Origin of the sequence: Streptomyces scopuliridis RB72, assembly GCF_000718095.1 — a bacterium.
Classification (GTDB): domain Bacteria; phylum Actinomycetota; class Actinomycetes; order Streptomycetales; family Streptomycetaceae; genus Streptomyces; species Streptomyces scopuliridis.
This window is the reverse complement of record NZ_JOEI01000040.1, coordinates 95,325-116,882: the sequence shown is the minus strand read 5'-3', so window position 1 is coordinate 116,882 and position 21,558 is coordinate 95,325. Positions and strand designations below refer to the sequence as shown.

Below are 21,558 nucleotides of genomic sequence, written 5' to 3'. Positions count from 1 at the left end.
GTCCGGACGGCATGATTTACGGCGCGTACCGGCCCACAGTTGGGATGCGGGCGTTCGCGCGCCACAAATCACGCTTTAGTGTCCGGACACGCACCTCCTACGACCCCGACCCCCTCCCCCCGGTGGTCGCCGCGCGGCCCCGCTCGCCTGGCCGTCACCGCATACGAGCTGTGCCCGTCCAGGCCGCCCCGGGCGGATGACGCCGATCACCACATCGTCGGCCTCTGCGCGTGAGCCCCTATAGCGCGGTCTCGGGCTTGTTGACGCTCGCGGCCTCTCGCAGGCGATCCACTTCGACGGTGAGTTCTTCCACGCGGCGGTGAAGTGCCTGGACGCACACCAGGGCGACGCCGAGGCCGTCGACGAGGGGGATTTTCGTGTCGTCCTGGTTGAAGCCGAAGGCGGCGTGCCAGTCCTGGGCCATCGGTCCGAGGTGCCGTACGTCTTCGGGCTCCCAGAGGTAGCGCCAGGTGCTGACGGGCAGCGCGGCCACCGTCGCCAGGATCGCGTAGCCGTTGACCGCGCCGACCGGGGCCACACCGCCACCCTCCTGCGCCTCGGCCGGACGACGGGCCGGGGCACTGTGGTCAGCCGCCCGGGATCGCCGGCGGAAGAACCGCATCCTTACCGGCTCCAGTCGACCGGAACCACGTCCCGCTTGAGTGTGCGGTCGCTGAAGAGCATGCTCCCGAGGGGCACCCAGTCGTTTCCGACGGTGATCGCTCCGTGAGCGGTGGCCGGGGTATGGATGCCGTCCCCGACCAGCACGGCGTTGTAGCCGGTCAGCAGTTCCTGGACCGTGCCGGGGCCGAGATTCTCCGATGCGGCGATCGCGGCGATACCGCTGTAGTTCGTGTAGGCGGCCCCCAGCAGTCGACCGGCGGTGGTGTAGAACTGCACCTGCGCCCCGCGGACGGGCTGTCCGGTGACGGCATCGACGACGAGCGCGCTGAGGTTTTCCAGCTGCATCTGTGTGACGTTCAACGAGCCCTGGGTGGCGGCGATGTTGACCGGCTGGAGGCTGGGGCACTCCGCCCCGCCGCACGGCGCGACGGGTGGGGTGGCCGCTGACGCCATGGCGCCGCTTCCCACCCCCAGCGACGCCAAAGCCACTGCCATGACCGTGACGGTCCTACGACCTAAAGAGCCCATGTCCACTCCCAGTTGAACTGCCCACGCGGTCCGAACAGCGCACTGCGGCTGGGACGAGCGGGGCGCGCGTACAGCACGCGACGAGTGCCGCCCTCTTCCGGGCGACGCAAAGGAGCGTATGGGCGCCCATCCGGCCCAACCGAGTGACAACCGTGAGTTCACGTAATCTGATGAACCGCCAGCATGACGGTGACGAACGCGTTCGACCGGCACCACCGCAAACCGTGACGGCGAGCGGTCAGGGGCGGCGGGTGGTGACGGGCTCGCCCCAGATGAGGTAGGTCGTGCGGCCCGTGAGCCAGGCATCGTGGGCGGAGCGGATGCGGTCGCGCTCCGGCCCGAGGCAGAGGTCGTCCGTCTCCTTGAGAGTCGCCCAGCGGTACGCGGTCGTTGTGGGATCCGTGGTGTACGGGATGACGTCGGCGCCCTTGAAGACGACGTCGAGCCCTTCGGCCTCCGTCACGCCCCTGGGTACGTGGTCCACGACGAGGATCTCCTCGGGGGCGGCAGGGGAGAGGCCGGTCTTCTCCGCGATCTCGCGTTCGTACGCCTCGTGCATGAACTCGTCGGACTCGGCGTCGCCGCCGGGCAGTTGCCAGGATCCCCCGGTGGTGGCGGGCATGAGGAGTACGTTCAGTTCGTCGTCGATCCGCCGGGTGAAGAATCCGGCGACACCGGTGCGGCGGCGGGGTGGTTCGGGCCGGCCGAGTTCGAAGTACATGTCCTCACCTCTCGTTGAGCGTCACGGGGTACGGGGCCGCCTTGACGGTGAAGACGAGGCCCTTCCCGGTCATCGTTCTGACGACGGACCACCCGGGCGCGAGGAGGTCCAGTAACTCCAGCCCTCTGCCGTGCTGGTCCCATGCGCCGTGCGCGCGGCGGGCGGGGCGTCGTTCGCCCCGGTCGTGCAACTCGATCTGAACCGAGCCGTCGAACGGTGCGTGGCAGATCAGATCGAACCCGCCACCGCCGGCGTGCAGCACGGCGTTGGTGGCGGTCTCGCTGACCAGCAGCTTGACGGTGTCGTGGTCCACCCAGGGATACGGCGCGTAGGCACGGGCGGCTATGGCGCGGGCCTCGGGCACGGCAACTGCCGTACAGGGATAGCGCTCCACTGCCAGGACGTAACCACGCTGATCCATTACCCACACCTTTCAGGCGCGCGGATGTAGGGGTAGCCCGCTGCGGTTACGTGCGTTCGCAGCGTGCGCGCCCAGTCTGAGTCACGTGACTCGCCCTGCGCAACCCAGCGTGTGGATCTCAGCTCGGAGAGTCATAGGGTGGTCAACTGACCGATACTCTGACGGCGTCGGGAGAGCACGCCAGCGGAAGGGGACTCGTGGCTGTAAGCGTCAACGCGAACGCGATCTTCGCCATGCGGCGCGTGGGCGAGGAGCTTCAACGTCTCCGCGTGGAAGCTGGTCTCCAGCAGGAGGCGGTGGGGCAGGCGCTCGGCGTCTCGCGGTACACCGTGGGCAAGATCGAGCGCGGCAGGGCATTCCCCACGGATGAACAACTCCCCAAGCTGCTCAAGCTCTTGAAGGTGACGCCCGAGGAACGGGCCGGGATCGTCGCGACGATCGCGCAGGGCAGATCGTACGGCCGCGCATGGTATGAACGGCCGGAAATGCAGGCCCTGTTCAGCGGCGACTCGTACCGCTACTTCTCGCTCGAAGATGCTGCCGACCGCATGTCGGTACACGGAGGCACGTACGTACCGGGGCTCCTCCAGACCCGCGAGTACGTGGATGCGATCGCGGCGTTCGGCCAGCGGCACGAGAGCACGGAGCACCGTGAAACCTTTGTCGAAGCCCGGATAAAGAGGCAGCAAGTCCTCACTCGCAGAAACCCTCTGACCATGGACGGCCTCTGCTTCGAGTCCGCCCTTCGGGCCGTTGTGGGCGGACCGGAGGTCATGCGCGGGCAGCTTCAACACCTGATGTCGATCACCAAGCAGCAGAACATCTCGCTGCGAATGATCCCGTTCACGGCAGGAGCCGCGAGTATCTCAAGCGCGATCTTCACGATCCTCGACTTTCCTGGCGCCGACAACCGCAGCGTCGTATCGAAGGAGTGGGTACACGGCGATACCCTCCAGGACGATCCCGCAGAGGTACGGAGCGCCCGCCGGAGGTTCGCCGACTTGGCGAGTCATGCGCTGGACGAGCAGGAGACCGTCCGGCGCATCGAAGAGATCGAGAAGGAACTGACATGAGTAACCCGAAGGACTCCCTCTATTCGGCGCCACTCAACGGGGAGTGGGAGAAATCCTCGTTCAGCAACGGCACAGGAGACTCCTGCGTTCAGATCATGCCGATCGATGGCGGTGTCGCCTTCGGCGACTCCAAGCGGCGTGACCTGGACGGGGCGTTGCGGTTCACCGACCGGGAGATGCTGGCTCACATCCTGGCCGTCAAGGCGGGCCAGTACGACCACCTCATCCCCGAAGGAACCGAGCTCTGAGAAGGAGATCCCGCGGGCAATCCGAAGGATGACCTCTACTCAGGACGGATCAGAAGCTCTCAGCAGGAAGCCCCGGATCACGCGCAATCCGGGGCTATTCCACGTGGAAGGCGGACTCGCTCCCGATATGTATCTGACGCGATCGGTCGTCAGGCGACGAATGTCGCTGGCCCTCTGCGCGTAGAGCAGCGCGAGGAGCCCCGCGACGCGGTCCGTCGTGTTGATGGTCTTGTCGTGCAGGAGCCGCCGGGCAACAACCCGGCGTTCGTCCCAGTCACGTAAGAGGCTCAGGGCTGCCGCACCGCGGTCACCAGCGGCGTGTCGTCGGCTGTCCGACGCTCCTAGGGTCACGGGACCGCCTACCGCCGAGCGTGCGGGCGATGCCGGGCAGGGCTGCCGAGCGGTTTCCAGTTACGGAAACTCGAACCTCTTGTTCCGCGCGGTGAGGCCCGAGAGCATTGGACGCAACACCCGACGAAAGGGGGGCAGGCTGTGAAGCTGACACGACTGGTGGGCGAGTGCGACGAGGGCGAGTGCCCGACTGTCTACGCAACGGACCGGGGAACGCTGGCCATCCAGGGGGACAAGGTGGCCGACCACGGGCTGGAGATTCCAGCTCACGAAACCCTGGTGGAAATCCCTGTCGAGCTCATCCGAAAGGCTGTACGTGACAACCTCATCTAAGACGCTGGGGGATTGGTTCAAGGACTTCGGTCGGGAGGCATTCCGGCTGGAGACCCTGGACGATTACAGCAAGTCGGGTGGTGTTGATGCCTATCAGGCATTCCTTGCCGGTGAGCCGCAGCCCGAGGACTACAAGACGGCTGGCTGGATGACGACCGTCGGGAACGCGGTCCAATCGGGGAAGAGAATCTACCGCGTCCACATCCTCGCCCGTCCGCTTACCGACTACCTGCGGTTCGAACTTTCCTGGGGCTACCGGCGCAATATGCAGGCCGGGGAAGAGTTCTTCATCTTGGACACCACGAGCCAAGAGAACCCGATTTCGGACGCTCCGGATTACTGGCTGTTCGATGAGCAGGTCATCGGCGCCATGAAGTACGACGCGGAGGGTAAGTACCTGGGGGTCGATTTCCTCGAAGAGGATCAGCTCGCCCGATTCTTGACGTACAGAGACACGGCAATGGCTCAGGCTGTGCCGTTCTCTGAATGGTGGACAAAGTACGGCGAGTGATCAAATCTAGCCTTGGGTCAGCGCTGCGGGAACTGCGGGAGTGCTCCGGACTGGAGGCGAAAGCGGTCGCCCGTGGCGCTGCTATGTCTCGTTCCAAGCTGTCCAAGATTGAGAACGGGAACGCAGCTCCGAGTGTCACGGACGTTGACTGCATCCTCACGGCCATAGGTGTATCCGACGAGGTCAAGGCCGAGTACATGGCTGCCGCCAGAGAGGCGGCAACGGAGGCCACGGCGTGGCGGCTTATTCGACGGCTCGGGTACAGTCGTAAACAACAACAGGTGCAAGCTCTCGAATCACAAACAACCCTGCTGCGCCTGTTTCAACCATCGCTAATTCCCGGTCTGCTCCAGACTCCCGAGTATATTCGGGCAGTCTTCGCCCGGAGGGACCTGACGGAAGCGCAGCTAGAGCGCACCATCGGTGCGAGACTGGCACGACAAAACATCTTGTACTCCGAAGGGAAGACGTTCCGATTCATCATCACGGAATCGGTCCTTCGGTGGCGCATTCTTCCGCCCCTGATGATGGTTGGGCAGCTTGATCGATTGATTTCTATCTCTCGGCTACCTGACGTGGACATCAGGATCATTACGTTGTCCACTCCTCAGACGGATTTTCCGGGCCACTCGTTCTCTATCAAGGATGACCGCACGGTGACCGTTGAGACTGTTCATGCGGAAACGGTGGTGACGGACCCCAGGGACATTTCCCTGTACGCATCCAAGTTCGAAGGATTCAGCGGGACTGCCGTTTCAGGTGGCGAGATGCGGGCCCTGATCGAGGGTATCCGGGACGAGATTTTGCGCGAACAGGAAACCGACTAGAACCTGGACCCTTGCCCGGACACTATGGCCGCTGATGCACGCAAGCGGCGGTGAAGGGGTGCGCAATGGCAACCAGGACGGACGAGTGGGAGTACGTGACCTACGCGCCCCCGGGACACAAGTGTTCGGCCTGCCTGCGGGAGGTTAAGCCTCTCGACCCCGTGCGCCGGGGAACCATCGAGCGTGCTTCGGGACCGCCAGTCGTGGTCTACCGGCACTCGGGGGAATGCCCCACTCGGAAAGCGGCTGCGGCGTGATGGACATGCAGACATGGAGAGACGGCCGTACCCGGGCCACTGACGCCACGGCAGCGATACGGGCCGCTCTGTCTGCCCTCGGCGTTCCCGAGTCCTCATGGAGCGGCTTACATCCCACGGTGACGCACACCGGCCAGCCCTACGTGCATCTCGGGATGCTTCCGGCTGACGTGGTGCAGCAGATCGCTGAGGCGCCGCGGTTGCCCTCGGCGCACTGACGGACTCGCGGAATCCGCCCCTTGGCCGGGTACCGCCCTGGGCGGTGAGCGCATCGCTTCGGACCTGGACGAGTAAGTCCGAAGTCCCGTCTGCCCGGGGGCGGACGACGCTGCTTCGGACTTACTCGTCCAGGGAAGCCCGGGGCACCCACCTCCAAGACTTCCGTCCGCTACGGGCGGGGGACGGCCCTCTCTGGGCCGTCAGCAGATCAGGAAGGACACAACGATGACCGACCTGTACAGGCTCTCGATCGAGGGAGCGGAGTTCTCGAAGGCTTGCGGCGGCAATACCCATCCGGACGGGGAGGCGTGCGTGACCCTCGCAAAGATCGGGCCGGACGCGTGGGCCATGGGCGACAGCAAGCGCCCGGACGCCGAGCCGCTGCGCTTTACCACGGCGGAGCTGGGCGCGGCGGGCATCGACCCTGCGCGCTTCGACCTTTCGGCCTGACCCACAGCACCACCTGAACTGACGGCCCTGCCCTCATGCCGACGGGTGGGGCCGTCGCCGTCTCTCGGAACGGAGCAGCAGTGCACCACCACGGCTACGCATGGCTCGGAGAGAAGAAGACGTTCGACAGTGAGAGCATTCGCAGACCGCCCAGCCAGGCCCCGACCGCGACCAGCGAGAAGGAGGTAGTCGACCGGTACAGGGAAGCCGTGGCCGTGTTCCCGACTTCTGACGTTCCCCCGATCCAGACAGCGCACTGGCTCATGAAACCGCCGTCCGTGATCCTCGGGACATGGGAGGAACCCAATGGAGCCGGCGAATGGCTCGGCCTCCAACTCGCCCAGTACTCACCTCGGTTCGCCTCTGAGGAGGATCGGGAAGCGACGCGGCTGGTTGTGCTGGTGAAGGCCGCAGTCGAGCGTCTGACGTGGGGAGGAGACGTATCCCTTGGCCACTACCTGAAAGGCACTGTCTTCCACTCGGTCGCGCTGGTGACGTGCTCTCCGAACCGCGCTGCTCCCGACCTTCCCTGTCCGGCCCGGCGGGCCCGTGCCTGACAGAGGTCCCCGACTGTTGCCGGGGGCCTGCGTGAACATTTACGCTCCGTCTCCGGTGCGATCTCCTGCGTCGGAAGTCTGAGCACTTCATCCGGCGAGTGAGCAGTTCACCTGGCGGGGCTGAGCGCTCTGGGTTGCGCGCCTGGCGGGTCGTGATCCGGACCAGGTAGGCGCGCTGGTCACGTACCTGCTCCAGGTCGAGTGACGGCTGCCGTGCGCCCGCCCCGCGACCGCCCCAGGAATACGCTGCCCATGCCGCCGGAGCCGAGCCGGCCCACGAGGCGGTAGGGCCCCACCTGTTCGGGGCCCCCGGCACGTAACGCCTTCAACGCCTGCACCGCGTACCCCCGCCGAACCTGCGGACCGTCTGTCGGATTCCTGCGAAGTCCGTGACCCTGCTGGGGGTACGCCCTACACGTGTCGGCAGGTCAGATGCCGGCCGCCGCTGCCAGGTCGCGCTTCATCGCGGCCAGCGTCGCCGTGGCCGTGGTCCGTGCCGTCGCCAGGGCCGTCGCGTCCTCGACCGGGATCACGACCTCCAGGTAGCACTTGAGCTTGGGCTCGGTGCCGCTCGGCCTGACGATGACGCGGGCACGGTACGCGCCCTCCAGGTGGTAGCGGAGGCCGTCCGTCGGGGGGAGCGTGTCCGTACCGCGCGTCAGGTCCTCGGTAGAGGCGACGGTCAGGCCGGCCAGTTCCTTCGGCGGATTCTCGCGCAGGCGGCGCATCGCGTCGGTGATCAGGGACAGGACCTGGACGCGGACCGAGAGCTGGTCCGTGGCATGCAGGCCGTGGGTGACGGCCAGATCGTCCAGCAGGTCGCTGAGCGTGCGGTCCTGGGCCTTGAGCTCGGAGGCCAGCTCCGCCACCAGCAGCGCGGCCGTGATGCCGTCCTTGTCGCGGACGCCGTCGGGGTCGACGCAGTAGCCGAGCGCCTCCTCGTATCCGTACCGCAGGCCCTCGACGCGGGCGATCCACTTGAAGCCGGTCAGCGTCTCCTCGTACCCGAGCTCCGCCGCCCCGGCGATCCGGCCGAGCAGCGAGGACGAGACGATCGACTCGGCGAAGGTGCCCGTCGCGCCCTTGTGGACGAGATGGGCCGCGAGCAGCGCGCCGACCTCGTCGCCGGTCAGCATCCGCCAGCCGCTGACGGCCGTGTCGTCGGGGACGGCGACGGCGCAGCGGTCCGCGTCCGGGTCGTTCGCGATGATCAGGTCGGGCCGTACGCGCCGGGCGGTGGCGAAGGCCAGATCCATCGCGCCCGGCTCTTCCGGGTTCGGGAACGCGACGGTCGGGAAGGCCGGATCGGGCTCGGCCTGCTCCGCCACGAGCGCGGGCTCGGGGAAGCCGGCCCGCGCGAAGGCCGCCAGGAGGGTTTCCGTACCGACGCCGTGCAGCGCCGTGTGGACGACGCGCGCGGTGCGGGGGGTGCCGGGGGTCAGGACCGCGTCCGTACGTTCCAGATACGCCGTCAGAACCTCGTCGCCGAGGATCTCCCAGCCGTCGTCGGGCCGGGCCACACCGGCCAGCGGGCCGACCGCGGCGATCCGGGCCGCGATCTCGCCGTCGGCGGGCGGCACGATCTGGGAGCCGCCGCCAAGATAGACCTTGTAGCCGTTGTCCTGGGGCGGGTTGTGGCTGGCGGTGACCTCCACGCCCGCGACGGCGCCGAGATGCCGTACGGCGAAGGCCAGTACAGGCGTCGGCAACGGCCGGGGCAGTACGGCGGCGCGCAGCCCGGCGCCGGTCATCACGGCCGCGGTGTCCCTGGCGAAGTCGGCGGACTTGTAGCGGGCGTCGTATCCGATGACGACCAGGCCGTCACCATGGCCTTGGGCGATGAGGTACGCGGCGAGGCCGGCCGCGGCGCGGATGACGACCGCGCGGTTCATCCGCATGGGCCCGGCGCCCAGCTCGCCGCGCAGCCCGGCGGTGCCGAACTGGAGCGTGCCGGCGAACCGTTCCGCCAGTGTGCCGGTGTCCCCGGCGTCGATGATCTTGCCGAGTTCTTCGCGGGTGTCGCTGTCGGGGTCCTCGGCCTGCCAGGCCTTGGCCCGCGCGATGAGGTCCTGATGCGTGGCGTCCTGCTGCACGGTGGGGGCACCTCCTGGTAGCTGTGGTGCCGGGGCCTACGGCGTGGCCCCGGCGGGATGTCATTCCCGGCTCAGAGGGGCACTAGACGCGTTCGAGCACCTGGGCGAGCAGGGCGCCCATCTGGGTGGCCGAGTCGCGTCCCGCCTGGAGGACCTCCTCGTGGTTGAGCGGCTCGCCCGAGATGCCCGCGGCCAGGTTCGTGACCAGCGAGATGCCGAGCACCTCGGCGCCCGCCTCGCGGGCCGCGATGGCCTCCAGGACGGTGGACATGCCGACGAGGTCGCCGCCCATGACACGGACCATGTTGATCTCGGCCGGCGTCTCGTAGTGCGGGCCGGGGAACTGCACGTACACCCCCTCTTCGAGGGCCGGGTCGATCTCCTTGCACAGCGCGCGCAGCCGCGGCGAGTACAAGTCCGTGAGATCCACGAAGTTGGCGCCGACGATCGGGGAGACGGCCGTCAGATTGATGTGGTCGCTGATCAGCACGGGCTGGCCGGGTCGCATGCCCTCGCGCAGTCCGCCGCAGCCGTTGGTCAGGACGACGGTCTTGCAGCCCGCGGCGACCGCGGTACGTACGCCGTGCGCGACGGCGGCGACCCCGCGGCCCTCGTAGTAGTGCGTACGCCCCAGGAAGACCAGCGCGCGCTTCTCGGCGATCCGGTACGAGCGGATTCTGCCGCCGTGGCCGGCCACGACCGGCGGGGGGAAGCCGGGCAGTTCGGTTACGGGGAACTCCGCCTCGGGTGCGCCGAGCGCGTCGACGGCCGGTGCCCAGCCGGAGCCCATCACCAGGGCGACGTCATGGGTCTCGGCGCCGGTCAGCTCGCGCAGGCGGGTGGCGGCGGCGTCGGCGGCGGCCAGGGGGTCGGATCCGTCGGCGTTGGCCGGGATAACAGATGCGTTCACGCGGATGAGGGTAGCCGGTCATGCCCTACGCGCGTAGATGATGGTCGCACGGTCATGACATCGTTGTGTTGTCGTTTCCAACGAAAACGGCGGCGGTGCGCCGCTTCCCCGGTTCCGGTCCGGTTCTTTCGGGGTTTGTCCCCCGGGTCGCCGCCGGTTCGTTCCCCGGTTCATTCCCGTCAGCAGGGGCGCTTGCGCAGCTCCATCACGTAGTCGTGCGGGGCGCCCGCCGACTCCGCGGCGTCGGCCAGCTCGCCCAGATAGCGCGCCGAGGGGAGACCACCCTCGTAGCCGTTCAGGACGTACATCCAGGTCGGCTCCTCGCCGTCCAGGGTGTGCACCCGTACCCGCATACGGCGGTAGATGTCGAGCCCCACGCCCTCCCAGCGGTCCATGGAGTCCTCGTCCATCGGGGCGATGTCGTACAGCGCGACGAAGACCTGGGAACGCGGCGCCTCCACGACGGTGGCCAGCGCGCCCTCCCAGCCCATCTGCTCGCCGCCGAAGGTCAGCCGCCAGCCGTTGAGCCAGCCGGTGCCGCGCAGCGGGGAGTGCGGGGCGCGGCGGGTCATCAGCCGCGCGTCGAGGTTGCCGGCGTACGCGGCGTAGAGCGACATGGGGTCGAGGGTACGGGAGGTACGGACGTGGCTTGCTTTTTTGAGGGCTCGGTTCGCCTCCGGAAAGACGGCACCCGGAACGTGACGGTCACCTTCCTCCGGGGGCCGGTGGCACCCCGGAGGGGCGCTACTTGAAGCGTGCGGGACAATGGAGTACGTACTGCATCCCCCGGGGCTCCCCCGGAACCCCGGCCGGGGTGGCAGACGGGCCGGGTTGACAACGCGAGGCGGACTTTTTCGTGACCCGGATCGTGATCATCGGTGGCGGCCCCGGCGGCTACGAGGCGGCTCTGGTAGGGGCCCAGCTCGGCGCGGAAGTGACCGTCGTCGACTGCGACGGACTCGGCGGCGCGTCGGTGCTCACCGACTGCGTGCCGTCGAAGACCCTCATCGCGACGGCCGAGGTGATGACCACCTTCGACTCCTCGTACGAGGAGCTGGGCATCATCGTCGCCGACGACACTCCCTCGGAACAGGCCGCCCGCGTCGTCGGGGTCGATCTCGGCAAGGTCAACCGGCGTGTGAAGCGGCTCGCCCTCGCCCAGTCGCACGACATCACCGCCTCCGTCACCCGGGCCGGCGCGCGTGTCATGCGCGGGCGCGGGCGGCTCGACGGACGGCAGGCCGTGGACGGCTCGCGCCAGGTGATCGTGACCGCCGCGGACGGCAGCGAGGAGTCGCTTACCGCCGACGCCGTACTGATCGCCACCGGCGCGCACCCCCGCGAGATCCCGGACGCGCAGCCCGACGGCGAGCGCATCCTCAACTGGACGCAGGTGTACGACCTCGACGAGCTGCCCGAGGAACTGATCGTGGTCGGCTCCGGCGTCACCGGCGCCGAGTTCGCCGGTGCCTACCAGGCGCTCGGCTCGCGGGTGACGCTCGTCTCCTCCCGTGACCGCGTACTGCCCGGCGAGGACCCGGACGCCGCGGGCGTGCTGGAGGACGTCTTCCGGCGCCGCGGCATGAACGTGATGTCCCGCTCCCGCGCCGAGGCCGCCAAGCGGGTCGGCGACCGGGTCGAGGTGGCACTCTCCGACGGCCGCGTCATCTCCGGTACGCACTGTCTGATGGCCGTCGGCGCCATCCCCAACACCGCGGGGATGGGCCTGGAGGAGGCCGGCGTCCTGGTCAAGGAGTCGGGCCACATCAAGACCGACCGGGTCTCCCGTACCTCCGCGCCCGGCGTCTACGCCGCCGGTGACGTCACCGGGATCTTCGCCCTCGCCTCGGTCGCGGCCATGCAGGGCCGGATCGCGATGTACCACTTCCTGGGCGACGCGGTCGCCCCGCTCAACCTCAAGACCGTCTCGTCGAACGTCTTCACCGACCCGGAGATCGCCACCGTCGGTTACAGCCAGGCGGACGTCGACGCCGGCAAGATCGACGCGCGCGTCGTCAAGCTGCCGCTGCTGCGCAACCCGCGCGCCAAGATGCAGGGCATCAGGGACGGCTTCGTCAAGATCTTCGCCCGTCCCGGCACCGGGATCGTGGTCGGCGGGGTCGTCGTATCGCCGCGCGCCAGCGAGTTGATCCATCCCATCGCGCTCGCGGTCGACAACAACCTGACCGTGGAGCAGATCGCGAACGCCTTCACGGTCTACCCGTCCCTGTCGGGCTCGATCGCCGAGGTGGCGCGACAGCTGCACACCGTGAAGACCGGCGAGGAGAGCTGACCGGTTCCGCCGGTCGCGGCGGCGTTCGCGGCGGGGCGTTCATCGGCTCGTAGGGCTGGGTAAGCCCGTTCCATGGTGGTGCGTTCGAATAGCGGGATCGCTTTATACCACTGTGCGCGCTCGTCTGTGTACAACTTCTGTTATTCGGCGCAAACTGCTGAAAGCAGACGGTCGTTGGGGTTACTGTCAGTTTCGTGTTCGCTGCAGAACGTCGCCAATTGATCCTCGAAATGGTGCGCGCCAACGGGGCCGTGTCGCTCCGTGAGCTCGCCCGCGTCGTCCAGACCTCCGAAGTGACCGTACGGCGGGACGTGCGGGCGCTGGAGGCCGAAGGACTCCTCGACCGCCGGCACGGCGGTGCGGTATTGCCGGGCGGATTCACGCGAGAATCCGGCTTTCCGCAAAAGTCCCATCTCGCAACGGCCGAGAAGACGGCCATCGCCGATCTCGCCGCGAGTCTCGTCGAAGAGGGCGAGGCCGTGGTCGTCGGCGCCGGTACGACCACGCAGGAGCTGGCCCGCCGGCTCGCGCGGATCCCCGGCCTGACGGTCGTCACCAACTCGCTGCTCGTCGCGCAGGCCCTCGCGCATGCCAACCGGGTCGAGGTCGTCATGACCGGCGGCACGCTGCGCGGCTCGAACTACGCGCTGGTCGGCAGCGGGGCGGAGCAGTCCCTCCAGGGCCTCCGGGTCACCCGCGCGTTCCTGTCCGGGAGCGGGCTGACCGCCGAGCGCGGGCTGTCCACGTCCAACATGCTCTCGGCGAGCGTGGACCGGGCGCTGGTGCAGGCCGCGGCGGAGGTCGTGGTGCTGGCCGACCATACGAAGCTGGGCACCGACACGATGTTCCAGACGGTGCCGACGGATCTCATCAGCAGGCTGGTGACCGACGAGCCGCCGGCGCATGACGATCGCGCGGCGACGGAGCTTCAGGCGCTGGCGGATCAGGGGGTGCAGATCGCGGTGGCCGGCGGGGTCGGCGGGGCCGGCGGGGCCGGCTCTGTCGGCGGGTCTTCGGCCGGGGCGGGTGCGGGTGCCGGGTCCGGTTCCGTGGGCGGGGCCGGTGGCTCGGGCGGTGAAGCGCATCAGGCGGGGCGTCAGTCGCGTCGAGACGTACCGCTTCCGGGGCAGCGCCGTACGCATGCGGCGGGGCCGGGTCCGGGACAGGGGCCGGGGAGCGGGGGGCCGGGGTCGCAGCTGCGGAGTGCGGCGGCGTCGCTGGCGGCGCAGGAGCCGGGGGAGCGGGCGCGGGTGGCGGACTTGCGTCCGGACGGCATGATTTACGGCGCGTACCGGCCCACAGTTGGGATGCGGGCGTTCGCGCGCCACAAATCACGCTTTAGTGTCCGGACACGCACCTCCTCCGACCCCGGCCCCCTCCCGCCGGTGGTCGCCCCCAGCCGCCGCGCGGTTCAGCGCGTGACGCTGAAGACCGCGGCCTCGGGCACGAAGGTCTTGTCTCCGTCTTTGGCTGTCGCCAGCGCGGAGACGTACCAGGTGCCCTTGGGCAGGTCGGCCGCCTCCTTCTGGGTGACCTTCAGGGTGTAGGTGCACACGGACGTCTCCGCTGTGGACTTCTTGCATGTGGCGCTCTCGACGTGCGCCATTTCCTCGGCCGTCGGTTTGAGGTCCGAACTCTTCGGCCAGGCCAGGACCTTGAGGCCCTGGACTCCCGAGTCGTCGGTCACCTTCGCGGTGAAGGTGAGCGAGCCCGCGGCGTATCGGGCCGAGTTGTTCTCCACGGTCGGCTTGGCGGGGGCGGCGGACGCCATGCCGCCGATAGCGACGGCACCAATAAGCGACGGAATAACGATGCGCTTGGACACGAATTCCCCTCCGGAAAACGGTGCGTTTCGTGACAGAGCCCGCCCTTGCGCACGGCCGCGTCGTCGGTGACGGGCGGTGAAGGGGGGCGCGCAGGGGTCGTGTCCGGGACACTAAAGCGTGATTTGTGGCGCGCGAACGCCAGTGTCTAGACGTTGGGCAGCTGCGCGCCGTAAATCATGCCGTCCCGGGCGCGAGCCCCGGAGCGTCACCCGGCGACAACCCGCACCCGGAAACCGGCGTCGGCCAAAGACCGCCCGCACCGAACAACCCGCACCCGGAAACCGGCGTCGGCCAAAGACCGCCCGCACCGAACAACCCGCACCCGGAAACCGGCCTCGGCCAAAGATAAAAAGGCTCAGGCCCGCAGGCCCGTAAGCGTCAATTTCAGGAGGCGTTCCGCCAAGTGCGGGTCGGACGGGGACTGCTCCGCCGCCAAGGCAATCGCGTTCGTGAGTTGCAGCAGGTCGTCGATCGAGACCTCCGGCCGGACATGGCCGGCCCGCTGCGCCCGTACCAGAAGGCGCCCGCCCGCCTCGCGCATCGGCACGCTGCACTGCGACAGCGCCGAACTCTCGTCGTGGGACGCCGACATGAGCGCCTGTGAGAGCCCGCGGTACTCACCCGCGTGAGTGATGAGCGCGCCCAGCCATTCGACCAGCGCACCGCACGGCTGCTCCGCCTCGGCGAGTTCGCGGGAGCGCTCGATGAGGGAGGTGACCGCTTCCTGGAAGACCGCGTTCATCAGCGCTTGGCGGTTCGGGAAGTGCCGGTAGAGCGTGCCGATGCCGACGCCCGCGTGGCGCGCGATGTCCTCCAGGGAGGCGTCCGTGCCGTGTTCCGCGAAGGTGCGGCGGGCCTCCGTGAGCAGGCGCTCGTAGTTGCGCCGTGCGTCGGCGCGCATGGGCCGGGGCAGCGGGTGTGCCGTACTGCTCGCCATTGGGGGTCCTCTCTGTCTCCACCCGTGGCGTCAAGGATGCCACCGCACACGCCGAGGCCCCGGCCGATGCGCTCGGGCGGGGCCTCGGCGGTGGGTCAGTCCTTGATTTCGCAGATGGTGGCGCCGGAGGTGAGGGACGCGCCGACTTCGGCGGTGAGGCCCTTGATCGTGCCGGAGCGGTGCGCGTTGAGGGGCTGTTCCATCTTCATGGCTTCGAGGACGACGACGAGGTCGCCTTCCTTGACGTCCTGGCCCTCTTCGACGGCGACCTTGACGATGGTGCCCTGCATCGGGGAGGCCAGGGTGTCGCCGGAGGCCGCGGAGGCGGACTTCTTGGCGGCGCGGCGCTTGGGCTTGGCGCCGGCGGCGAGGCCGGTGCGGGCCAGGGTCATGCCCAGGCTGGTGGGCAGGGAGACTTCGAGGCGCTTGCCGCCGACCTCGACGACGACGGTCTCGCGGCCGGGCTCGTCGTCGGTCTCGGCGTCGGCGGGGGCCGCGAAGGGCGGGATGTCGTTGGTGAACTCCGTTTCCATCCAGCGGGTGTGGACGGTGAACGGGTCGGAGGTGAAGGCGGGGTCGGTGACGACCTTGCGGTGGAAGGGGATCGCGGTGGCCATGCCCTCGACGGTGAACTCGTTGAGGGCGCGGGAGGCGCGCTGGAGGGCCTGTTCGCGGGTGGCGCCGGTGACGATCAGCTTGGCGAGCAGGGAGTCCCAGGCCGGGCCGATGACGGAGCCGGACTCGACGCCCGCGTCCAGGCGGACGCCGGGGCCGGTGGGCGGGGCGAAGGTGGTGACCGTGCCGGGGGCGGGCAGGAAGCCGCGGCCCGGGTCCTCGCCGTTGATACGGAACTCGAAGGAGTGCCCGCGCACGGCCGGGTCGTCGTAGCCGAGGGCCTCGCCGTCGGCGATGCGGAACATCTCGCGGACCAGGTCGATGCCGGTGACCTCTTCGGTGACCGGGTGCTCCACTTGGAGGCGGGTGTTGACCTCCAGGAAGGAGATCGTGCCGTCGGTGCCGACGAGGAACTCGACGGTGCCCGCGCCGACGTAGCCGGCCTCCTTGAGGATCGCCTTGGAGGCGGCGTACAGCTCGGCGTTCTGGGCGTCGGAGAGGAAGGGGGCGGGGGCTTCCTCGACGAGCTTCTGGTGGCGGCGCTGGAGGGAGCAGTCGCGGGTGGAGACGACGACGACATTGCCGTGGGTGTCGGCCAGGCACTGGGTCTCGACATGGCGGGGCTTGTCGAGGTAGCGCTCGACGAAGCACTCGCCGCGGCCGAAGGCGGCGACGGCCTCGCGGACGGCCGAGTCGTACAGCTCCGGGATCTCTTCGAGCGTACGGGCGACCTTGAGGCCGCGTCCGCCGCCGCCGAAGGCCGCCTTGATGGCGATCGGCAGGCCGTGCTCCTCGGCGAACGCGACGACCTCGTCCGCGCCGGAGACCGGGTCGGGCGTTCCGGCGACCAGGGGGGCACCGGCGCGCTGGGCGATATGGCGGGCGGCGACCTTGTCGCCGAGGTCGCGGATGGCCCCCGGCGGCGGGCCGATCCAGGTGAGCCCGGCGTCCAGTACGGCCTGGGCGAATTCGGCGTTCTCGGACAGGAATCCGTAGCCCGGGTGGATCGCGTCAGCGCCGGAGTCCTTGGCCGCCTGGAGCACCTTGGCCATGTCCAGATAGCTGGCTGCCGGGGTGTCACCGCCCAGGGCGAAGGCCTCGTCGGCCGCGCGGACGTGCAGGGCGTCCCGGTCCGGGTCCGCGTAGACGGCTACGCTCTGGATCCCGGCATCCCGGCAGGCACGGGCAACGCGGACAGCGATTTCGCCACGGTTGGCGATGAGCACCTTGCGCACGATGGCTCCCTCCTTGAAAACAAGCTGAGTTTAGGGACTGCCGACACGCCCCATGGATCCGTCCCCATTGGTGACCCTGCCCACACGGAGCGTGGTTCGAGGCTCGTTCAGGAGGCGAAATCCCTTGTGGCACCACGGTACGCCGGGATCCCCCGTCGCACAGTAGCGCTCGGATGTGGTCCAGCTCTCTGTCCGAGTGCCCCTCGGCGGATCGCGATTCTTTGTGGAGTCCCTACGAATGGCCGAATGAATCTTTGCCCGTGCCCGGGCCCTTGTCCGGAGGTTTACCGGTTAGTAGCGTGCGCGATGTCGTACGTACTACCGGTAACAGGGGAAGAGGGTGGCGTCGTGGCGCGCAGACCGGTGGCCTGGGTGGCCGCGATCGTGCTGTTGCTCGAAGCGGTCGGCATCGTGTTCGTCAACGGGGTGCTGGCGACGGTTGTCGACAATCAGCGGATGTCCCTGGCCGGACTCGATCCGTCCGCCATGTCTCTTGGTACGTGGGTGATGGGAGGCGTCTTCGGCGCCTATCTCGTGCTCGTCGCGGCGATTCTGGTGCGTACGGCCCTCAGGAACCGCGCTCCGGGGCGCTTCGGCAGGATCGCGCTCATCACCTGCGCGGTCGTGCACGGGGTGCTCGGCTCGGTGACGGTGGGGCTGGTGGGGTGGAGCGCCTTCGCGTTCATGATGGTCGTGCTGGGGCTGATCGTGCTGGTGCTGGTGGCGTACGAGCCCGAGCGGGTGGGCGCGGCCGAGGGGCCGGCTGAGGGGCCCGCCGAGGGGTCGGCGCCCGCCTGAGCGCAAGTGCCGTGTTGACGGGGCCGGTTCAGGCCCACAGGTCGGTGATCGTGACGCCGTGCTCGCCGAGCAGCCGGCGCAGCAGGGGCAGCGACAGGCCGATGACATTGCCGTGGTTGCCGTCGATCGCGTCGACGAAGGGCGCGGAGCGGCCGTCCAGGGTGAAGGCGCCCGCGACCTGGAGGGGTTCGCCGGAGGCGACGTACGCGGCGATCTCGGCGTCCGTCGGGTTCCCGAAGCGGACGGTGGTCGAGGCGGTCTCGGCGGCGCGGCGGCCGGTCGTCGTATCGATCACGCAGTGCCCGGTCCGCAGGATTCCGGCGCGTCCCCGCATCGACTTCCAGCGGGCGATGGCCTCCTCGGCGTCGGCGGGCTTGCCGTACGCCTCGCCGTCGAGTTCGAGGACGGAGTCGCAGCCGATGACCAGCGCGCCGGCCGTCGCGGGGAGCGCGGCCACGGCGGTGGCCTTGGCCTCGGCGAGAACGAGCGCCAGTTCGGCGGGGGTCGGGGCGGAGAGGGCGTCCTCGTCGACGCCGCTGACGATCACCTCGGGGTCGAGCCCGGCCTGCCGGAGCAGTCCGAGACGGGCGGGGGAGGCGGAGGCGAGAACGAGCCGGCGGCGCTGATCGGTCATGCGGGCCATCGTAAGTCGCGGCGTCCGGCTGGTACGGGGGAGGTCCGCGGGAGACGGTCAGTGCAGCCCGAGCACGATCATCGCCAGCACCACCGCCAGCGCGAGCAGCACACCGGCGCGGCGCAGCATGAGCTGCGCGTCGCGCATCTCCCTGGGCGGCTCGTTCTCCGGGTCGGACCACAGCATGAGACCGATACTCCGGCCGCCGGGTCCGGAGCGCCTGAGTACGTGTACTCAGGCGCGGCGCTCCCGGCGGCCTATCCTCGCCGGCTCCTCAGGCCGCGGAACGCCCCGGCGCGCGCGCCCGCGAGTGCGACTGCCACCGCTCGACCTGCCCGGCGCCCTCGCCGTGACCGGTGGACTGCTCGCGCTCGTGTACGGCCTCACGGCCGCCGGTGAGTACGGCTGGGGCGACCCGCGCGCGCTCGTCCCGTTGGCCGTCGGCGCCGTACCGCTGACCGGGTTCTACTTCCTGGAGAAGCGGTCCGCCGCGCCGCTCGTGCCCGTATGGATCCTGCGCCGGAGGACCGTCATCTGGGGCAACCTCGCCGGACTCGTCGCCTTCGTCACCGAGACCTCCCTGGTCTTCCTGATGACGCTCTACCTTCAGCAGGTCCTGGGCTTCTCACCGCTGGCCGCCGGGCTCTCCTTCGGGGTGCTCGGGGTCGGCACGATCCTCGGCGGGGTGCTGGCCCCCCGCGTCATCGGCCGGTACGGGACCCGCGCCACGCTCGTCGGCGGCGGGCTGCTCCAAGCGGTCGCCACCGCCTCCCTGTTCGCCCTCGGCGACGACCGTGGCCGGCTGGCGCTGCTGCTCGCGGGCACGTTCGTGGGCGGGGTCGGGAACATGCTCGCCATCGTCGGCTTCATGGTCACCGCGACCTCCGGGCTGCCCGACTCCGAGCAGGGGACGGCGACCGGTCTCGCCACCATGACCCAGCAGATCGGTATCACCATGGGCACACCGATCATGAGCGCCGTGGTCGTCACCGCCGGCCCGGTCCGCGCCGGGATCGGGCTCGCCGTCCTGGTCAACGCCGCGATCGTGGTGGCCGGCGCCGCCCTGGCCGGGCTGTTCCTCAAGCGCCGCTGAGCCCGCGCCCCGTCCTCGGTCCCTCTCGGGGCCCAGGACACCCGCGCCTACCCCGGCCAGTACGTACGCGCCCACGCCCGCGGCCCCGGCTGGGGGAACCGGCGGCGGGCGATCCGCGTCGGGGCGGACCACTCGGCGGGGGGCTCGGGTGTGCCCGGCGGGGAGTCCGCCATCGCCGCCGCGCGGGCCCGGACCACCGCGAGTGCGGCGGCCAGCTCCTCCCGGGTGGGATTTCCTCGTACAACCTTGATCACTGTCGGCGGCCTTCCCGGAGTCCTAGAGGGGGATGTTGCCGTGCTTCTTCGGAGGCAGGCTTTCCCGTTTCGTCCGCAGCTGACGCAGGCCCCGGACGATATGCGCCCGGGTCTCCGACGGCATGATGACCGCGTCGACATAGCCGCGCTCGGCCGCCACATACGGATTGAGCAGCGTGTCCTCGTACTCCTGGATCAGTTCGGCGCGCGTCTCCTCCTGCGCCGTCACATCACCGGCCGCCGCGATCGTGCGGCGGTGCAGGATGTTCACCGCGCCCTGCGCGCCCATCACCGCGATCTGCGCGGTCGGCCAGGCCACGTTGAGGTCGGCGCCCAGATGCTTGGAGCCCATGACGTCGTACGCGCCGCCGAAGGCCTTGCGGGTGATCACCGTGATCAGCGGGACGGTGGCCTCGGCGTACGCGTAGATCAGCTTGGCGCCGCGCCGGATGATGCCGCCGTACTCCTGGTCGACGCCCGGCAGGAACCCCGGGACGTCCACGAACGTCAGCACCGGGACGTTGAAGGCGTCGCACGTACGGACGAAACGCGCTGCCTTCTCCGAGGCGTTGATGTCCAGACAGCCCGCGTACTGCAACGGCTGGTTCGCCACGATCCCGACCGGGAAGCCCTCGACCCGGCCGAAGCCGGTGATGATGTTCGGCGCGAACAGCGCCTGGGTCTCCAGGAATTCGGCGTCGTCCAGTACGTGCTCGATGGCCGCGTGCATGTCGTACGGCTGGTTCGCGGAGTCCGGGATCAGCGTGTCCAGCTCGCGGTCCTCGTCCGTCGGCTCCAGCGACGCCTCCTCGGGGAAGGCGGGCGGCTCGGACAGATTGTTCGAGGGGAGGTACGAGAGCAGGGACTTGACGTACTCGATGGCGTCCTTCTCGTCGCCCGCCATGTGGTGCGCGACGCCGGAGGTCGTGTTGTGCGTACGGGCGCCGCCCAGTTCCTCGAAGCCCACGTCCTCGCCGGTCACCGTCTTGATCACATCGGGACCCGTGATGAACATGTGCGAGGTCTGGTCGACCATCACCGTGAAGTCGGTGATCGCGGGGGAGTAGACCGCGCCACCCGCGCACGGGCCGACGATCAGGCTGATCTGCGGTACGACGCCCGAGGCGTGCACATTGCGGCGGAAGATCTCGGCGAAGAGACCGAGGGCGGCCACCCCTTCCTGGATCCGGGCGCCGCCGCCGTCGTTGATGCCGATGATCGGACAGCCGGTCTTCAGCGCGAAGTCCATGACCTTCACGATCTTCTCGCCGTAGACCTCGCCGAGCGAGCCGCCGAAGATCGTGAAGTCCTGCGAGTAGACACAGACCGGACGGCCGTCGACCGTGCCGTAACCGGTGACCACCCCGTCCCCGTACGGGCGGTTCTTCTCGATGCCGAAATTGGTGGAGCGGTGCCGGGCGAACTCGTCCAGCTCGACGAAGGACCCCTCGTCCAGCAGCAGACCGACCCGCTCGCGGGCCGTCAGCTTGCCTTTGGCGTGCTGCTTCTCCACGGCGCGCGCGGAACCCGCGTGCGTGGCTTCCTCGATACGCCGCTGGAGATCCGCGATCTTGCCCGCGGTGGTGTGGGCGGCGGTTCCGTGGGGGATTCCTCGGGCGTTTTCCGGCTCGGACATCGGGATGCGGCTCCCTGCGGGGTCACGGATGCGGGTGTTCCGGGTGCTACTGATCCGTAGGGTATCGGCGCGGATACCGTTCGGCAGTGCGGTGTTGGCCACACCTAGGGTGGC

At 69.0% G+C, this 21,558-nt stretch carries 23 protein-coding genes and 2 pseudogenes; 11 read left to right on the top strand and 14 right to left on the bottom strand.

Annotated features, from left to right (window positions below; all coding sequences use genetic code 11):
- Nucleotides 1-238: 238 nt before the first annotated feature.
- The 4 genes from IF11_RS0134770 to IF11_RS0134755 all read right to left on the bottom strand — a co-directional run bounded on the left by IF11_RS0134770 (nucleotide 239) and on the right by IF11_RS0134755 (nucleotide 2,294).
- The gene (locus IF11_RS0134770; RefSeq protein WP_240627512.1) at nucleotides 239-538 is read right to left on the bottom strand and encodes a tail fiber domain-containing protein; all 300 of its coding nucleotides are present in this window, start codon (nucleotides 536-538) and stop codon (nucleotides 239-241) included.
- Between the two features lie 86 nt (nucleotides 539-624).
- The gene (locus tag IF11_RS0134765; RefSeq protein ID WP_240627511.1) at nucleotides 625-1,119 is read right to left on the bottom strand and encodes a hypothetical protein; all 495 of its coding nucleotides are present in this window, start codon (nucleotides 1,117-1,119) and stop codon (nucleotides 625-627) included.
- A gap of 271 nt (nucleotides 1,120-1,390) precedes the next feature.
- Nucleotides 1,391-1,873 carry an NUDIX hydrolase gene (locus IF11_RS38050; RefSeq protein WP_051746461.1) on the bottom strand — a complete coding sequence of 161 codons (483 nt, stop codon included), beginning with the start codon at nucleotides 1,871-1,873 and terminating at the stop codon, nucleotides 1,391-1,393.
- A 4-nt stretch (nucleotides 1,874-1,877) separates the two neighbouring features.
- The gene (locus IF11_RS0134755; protein WP_051746460.1) at nucleotides 1,878-2,294 is read right to left on the bottom strand and encodes an ATP-binding protein; all 417 of its coding nucleotides are present in this window, start codon (nucleotides 2,292-2,294) and stop codon (nucleotides 1,878-1,880) included.
- A gap of 197 nt (nucleotides 2,295-2,491) precedes the next feature.
- On the opposite strand from IF11_RS0134755, the gene IF11_RS0134750 reads away from it, so the two are divergent.
- From IF11_RS0134750 to IF11_RS0134715, 7 genes are all read left to right on the top strand, one after another.
- A complete protein-coding gene (locus tag IF11_RS0134750; protein WP_030355802.1) occupies nucleotides 2,492-3,367 on the top strand; it encodes a helix-turn-helix domain-containing protein in 876 nt (291 codons plus the stop codon).
- Nucleotides 3,364-3,615: a DUF397 domain-containing protein gene (locus tag IF11_RS0134745; RefSeq protein WP_030355801.1), complete on the top strand. Its 252-nt coding sequence runs from the start codon at nucleotides 3,364-3,366 to the stop codon at nucleotides 3,613-3,615. Before IF11_RS0134750 ends, IF11_RS0134745 begins: the two co-directional genes overlap by 4 nt.
- 492 nt (nucleotides 3,616-4,107) lie before the next feature.
- Nucleotides 4,108-4,299: a hypothetical protein gene (locus IF11_RS0134740; RefSeq protein WP_030355800.1), complete on the top strand. Its 192-nt coding sequence runs from the start codon at nucleotides 4,108-4,110 to the stop codon at nucleotides 4,297-4,299.
- On the top strand, nucleotides 4,283-4,810 hold the full coding sequence (locus IF11_RS0134735) for a DUF6879 family protein (RefSeq protein ID WP_030355799.1): 528 nt from the start codon (nucleotides 4,283-4,285) through the stop codon (nucleotides 4,808-4,810). The genes IF11_RS0134740 and IF11_RS0134735 overlap by 17 nt, the downstream gene beginning before the upstream one ends.
- The gene (locus IF11_RS0134730) at nucleotides 4,786-5,637 is read left to right on the top strand and encodes a helix-turn-helix domain-containing protein (protein WP_078491076.1); all 852 of its coding nucleotides are present in this window, start codon (nucleotides 4,786-4,788) and stop codon (nucleotides 5,635-5,637) included. Before IF11_RS0134735 ends, IF11_RS0134730 begins: the two co-directional genes overlap by 25 nt.
- Before the next feature lie 701 nt (nucleotides 5,638-6,338).
- Nucleotides 6,339-6,563: a DUF397 domain-containing protein gene (locus tag IF11_RS0134720; protein ID WP_030355796.1), complete on the top strand. Its 225-nt coding sequence runs from the start codon at nucleotides 6,339-6,341 to the stop codon at nucleotides 6,561-6,563.
- A gap of 80 nt (nucleotides 6,564-6,643) precedes the next feature.
- Nucleotides 6,644-7,120 carry a hypothetical protein gene (locus tag IF11_RS0134715; protein ID WP_030355795.1) on the top strand — a complete coding sequence of 159 codons (477 nt, stop codon included), beginning with the start codon at nucleotides 6,644-6,646 and terminating at the stop codon, nucleotides 7,118-7,120.
- 428 nt (nucleotides 7,121-7,548) lie between these two features.
- Here the strand turns inward: IF11_RS0134715 and IF11_RS0134710 are convergent, their stop codons facing one another.
- The 3 genes from IF11_RS0134710 to IF11_RS0134700 all read right to left on the bottom strand — a co-directional run bounded on the left by IF11_RS0134710 (nucleotide 7,549) and on the right by IF11_RS0134700 (nucleotide 10,740).
- Complete coding sequence (locus IF11_RS0134710; RefSeq protein WP_030355794.1) at nucleotides 7,549-9,213, bottom strand: phospho-sugar mutase; 1,665 nt, start codon at nucleotides 9,211-9,213, stop codon at nucleotides 7,549-7,551.
- Between the two features lie 82 nt (nucleotides 9,214-9,295).
- Nucleotides 9,296-10,123, bottom strand: coding sequence for a purine-nucleoside phosphorylase (locus tag IF11_RS0134705; protein WP_030355793.1), 828 nt, complete (start codon nucleotides 10,121-10,123; stop codon nucleotides 9,296-9,298).
- Between the two features lie 179 nt (nucleotides 10,124-10,302).
- Complete coding sequence (locus IF11_RS0134700; RefSeq protein WP_030355792.1) at nucleotides 10,303-10,740, bottom strand: gamma-glutamylcyclotransferase family protein; 438 nt, start codon at nucleotides 10,738-10,740, stop codon at nucleotides 10,303-10,305.
- A 239-nt stretch (nucleotides 10,741-10,979) separates the two neighbouring features.
- On the opposite strand from IF11_RS0134700, the gene IF11_RS0134695 reads away from it, so the two are divergent.
- Entirely contained in the window at nucleotides 10,980-12,416 is a 1,437-nt protein-coding gene (locus IF11_RS0134695) for an NAD(P)H-quinone dehydrogenase (RefSeq protein ID WP_030355791.1), read from the top strand.
- Nucleotides 12,417-12,646: 230 nt separating this feature from the next.
- A pseudogene (locus IF11_RS0134690) lies at nucleotides 12,647-13,687 on the top strand (DeoR/GlpR family DNA-binding transcription regulator); the annotation flags it as partial.
- Nucleotides 13,688-13,827: 140 nt separating this feature from the next.
- On the opposite strand, the gene IF11_RS0134685 reads toward IF11_RS0134690, so the two are convergent.
- The 3 genes from IF11_RS0134685 to IF11_RS0134675 all read right to left on the bottom strand — a co-directional run bounded on the left by IF11_RS0134685 (nucleotide 13,828) and on the right by IF11_RS0134675 (nucleotide 17,029).
- Nucleotides 13,828-14,241: a DUF5707 domain-containing protein gene (locus tag IF11_RS0134685; RefSeq protein ID WP_078491074.1), complete on the bottom strand. Its 414-nt coding sequence runs from the start codon at nucleotides 14,239-14,241 to the stop codon at nucleotides 13,828-13,830.
- Nucleotides 14,242-14,597: 356 nt separating this feature from the next.
- The gene (locus tag IF11_RS0134680; RefSeq protein ID WP_030355788.1) at nucleotides 14,598-15,179 is read right to left on the bottom strand and encodes a TetR/AcrR family transcriptional regulator; all 582 of its coding nucleotides are present in this window, start codon (nucleotides 15,177-15,179) and stop codon (nucleotides 14,598-14,600) included.
- Nucleotides 15,180-15,274: 95 nt separating this feature from the next.
- Nucleotides 15,275-17,029 carry an acetyl/propionyl/methylcrotonyl-CoA carboxylase subunit alpha gene (locus IF11_RS0134675; RefSeq protein WP_030355787.1) on the bottom strand — a complete coding sequence of 585 codons (1,755 nt, stop codon included), beginning with the start codon at nucleotides 17,027-17,029 and terminating at the stop codon, nucleotides 15,275-15,277.
- A gap of 306 nt (nucleotides 17,030-17,335) precedes the next feature.
- On the opposite strand from IF11_RS0134675, the gene IF11_RS0134670 reads away from it, so the two are divergent.
- Nucleotides 17,336-17,827 (top strand): hypothetical protein, encoded by a 492-nt coding sequence (locus IF11_RS0134670; protein ID WP_030355786.1) that lies wholly within the window; start codon nucleotides 17,336-17,338, stop codon nucleotides 17,825-17,827.
- A gap of 28 nt (nucleotides 17,828-17,855) precedes the next feature.
- On the opposite strand, the gene IF11_RS0134665 is transcribed toward IF11_RS0134670, so the two are convergent.
- Both IF11_RS0134665 and mmpB read right to left on the bottom strand, forming a co-directional pair.
- Nucleotides 17,856-18,470 carry a nucleoside triphosphate pyrophosphatase gene (locus IF11_RS0134665; protein WP_206300674.1) on the bottom strand — a complete coding sequence of 205 codons (615 nt, stop codon included), beginning with the start codon at nucleotides 18,468-18,470 and terminating at the stop codon, nucleotides 17,856-17,858.
- Between the two features lie 48 nt (nucleotides 18,471-18,518).
- The gene (gene mmpB / locus IF11_RS42830) at nucleotides 18,519-18,647 is read right to left on the bottom strand and encodes a morphogenic membrane protein MmpB (protein WP_276311302.1); all 129 of its coding nucleotides are present in this window, start codon (nucleotides 18,645-18,647) and stop codon (nucleotides 18,519-18,521) included.
- Between the two features lie 112 nt (nucleotides 18,648-18,759).
- On the opposite strand from mmpB, the pseudogene IF11_RS0134655 reads away from it, so the two are divergent.
- Nucleotides 18,760-19,554: pseudogene (locus tag IF11_RS0134655) on the top strand (MFS transporter); the annotation flags it as partial.
- Between the two features lie 47 nt (nucleotides 19,555-19,601).
- Here the strand turns inward: IF11_RS0134655 and IF11_RS42590 are convergent.
- On the bottom strand, nucleotides 19,602-19,808 hold the full coding sequence (locus tag IF11_RS42590) for an acyl-CoA carboxylase epsilon subunit (protein WP_030355783.1): 207 nt from the start codon (nucleotides 19,806-19,808) through the stop codon (nucleotides 19,602-19,604).
- A gap of 22 nt (nucleotides 19,809-19,830) precedes the next feature.
- A complete protein-coding gene (locus tag IF11_RS0134645; protein ID WP_030355782.1) occupies nucleotides 19,831-21,444 on the bottom strand; it encodes an acyl-CoA carboxylase subunit beta in 1,614 nt (537 codons plus the stop codon).
- Nucleotides 21,445-21,558: the final 114 nt, after the last annotated feature.

Coding starts and splice junctions, on each gene's coding strand:
- IF11_RS0134765 (WP_240627511.1), bottom strand. CDS start 1,119: ATGGCAGTGGCTTTGGCGTCGCTGGGGGTGGGAAGCGGCGCCATGGCG.
- IF11_RS38050 (WP_051746461.1), bottom strand. CDS start 1,873: ATGTACTTCGAACTCGGCCGGCCCGAACCACCCCGCCGCCGCACCGGT.
- IF11_RS0134755 (WP_051746460.1), bottom strand. CDS start 2,294: ATGGATCAGCGTGGTTACGTCCTGGCAGTGGAGCGCTATCCCTGTACG.
- IF11_RS0134745 (WP_030355801.1), top strand. CDS start 3,364: ATGAGTAACCCGAAGGACTCCCTCTATTCGGCGCCACTCAACGGGGAG.
- IF11_RS0134730 (WP_078491076.1), top strand. CDS start 4,786: ATGGTGGACAAAGTACGGCGAGTGATCAAATCTAGCCTTGGGTCAGCG.
- IF11_RS0134720 (WP_030355796.1), top strand. CDS start 6,339: ATGACCGACCTGTACAGGCTCTCGATCGAGGGAGCGGAGTTCTCGAAG.
- IF11_RS0134700 (WP_030355792.1), bottom strand. CDS start 10,740: ATGTCGCTCTACGCCGCGTACGCCGGCAACCTCGACGCGCGGCTGATG.
- IF11_RS0134680 (WP_030355788.1), bottom strand. CDS start 15,179: ATGGCGAGCAGTACGGCACACCCGCTGCCCCGGCCCATGCGCGCCGAC.
- IF11_RS0134670 (WP_030355786.1), top strand. CDS start 17,336: ATGTCGTACGTACTACCGGTAACAGGGGAAGAGGGTGGCGTCGTGGCG.
- IF11_RS0134665 (WP_206300674.1), bottom strand. CDS start 18,470: ATGGCCCGCATGACCGATCAGCGCCGCCGGCTCGTTCTCGCCTCCGCC.
- mmpB (WP_276311302.1), bottom strand. CDS start 18,647: ATGCTGTGGTCCGACCCGGAGAACGAGCCGCCCAGGGAGATGCGCGAC.
- IF11_RS0134645 (WP_030355782.1), bottom strand. CDS start 21,444: ATGTCCGAGCCGGAAAACGCCCGAGGAATCCCCCACGGAACCGCCGCC.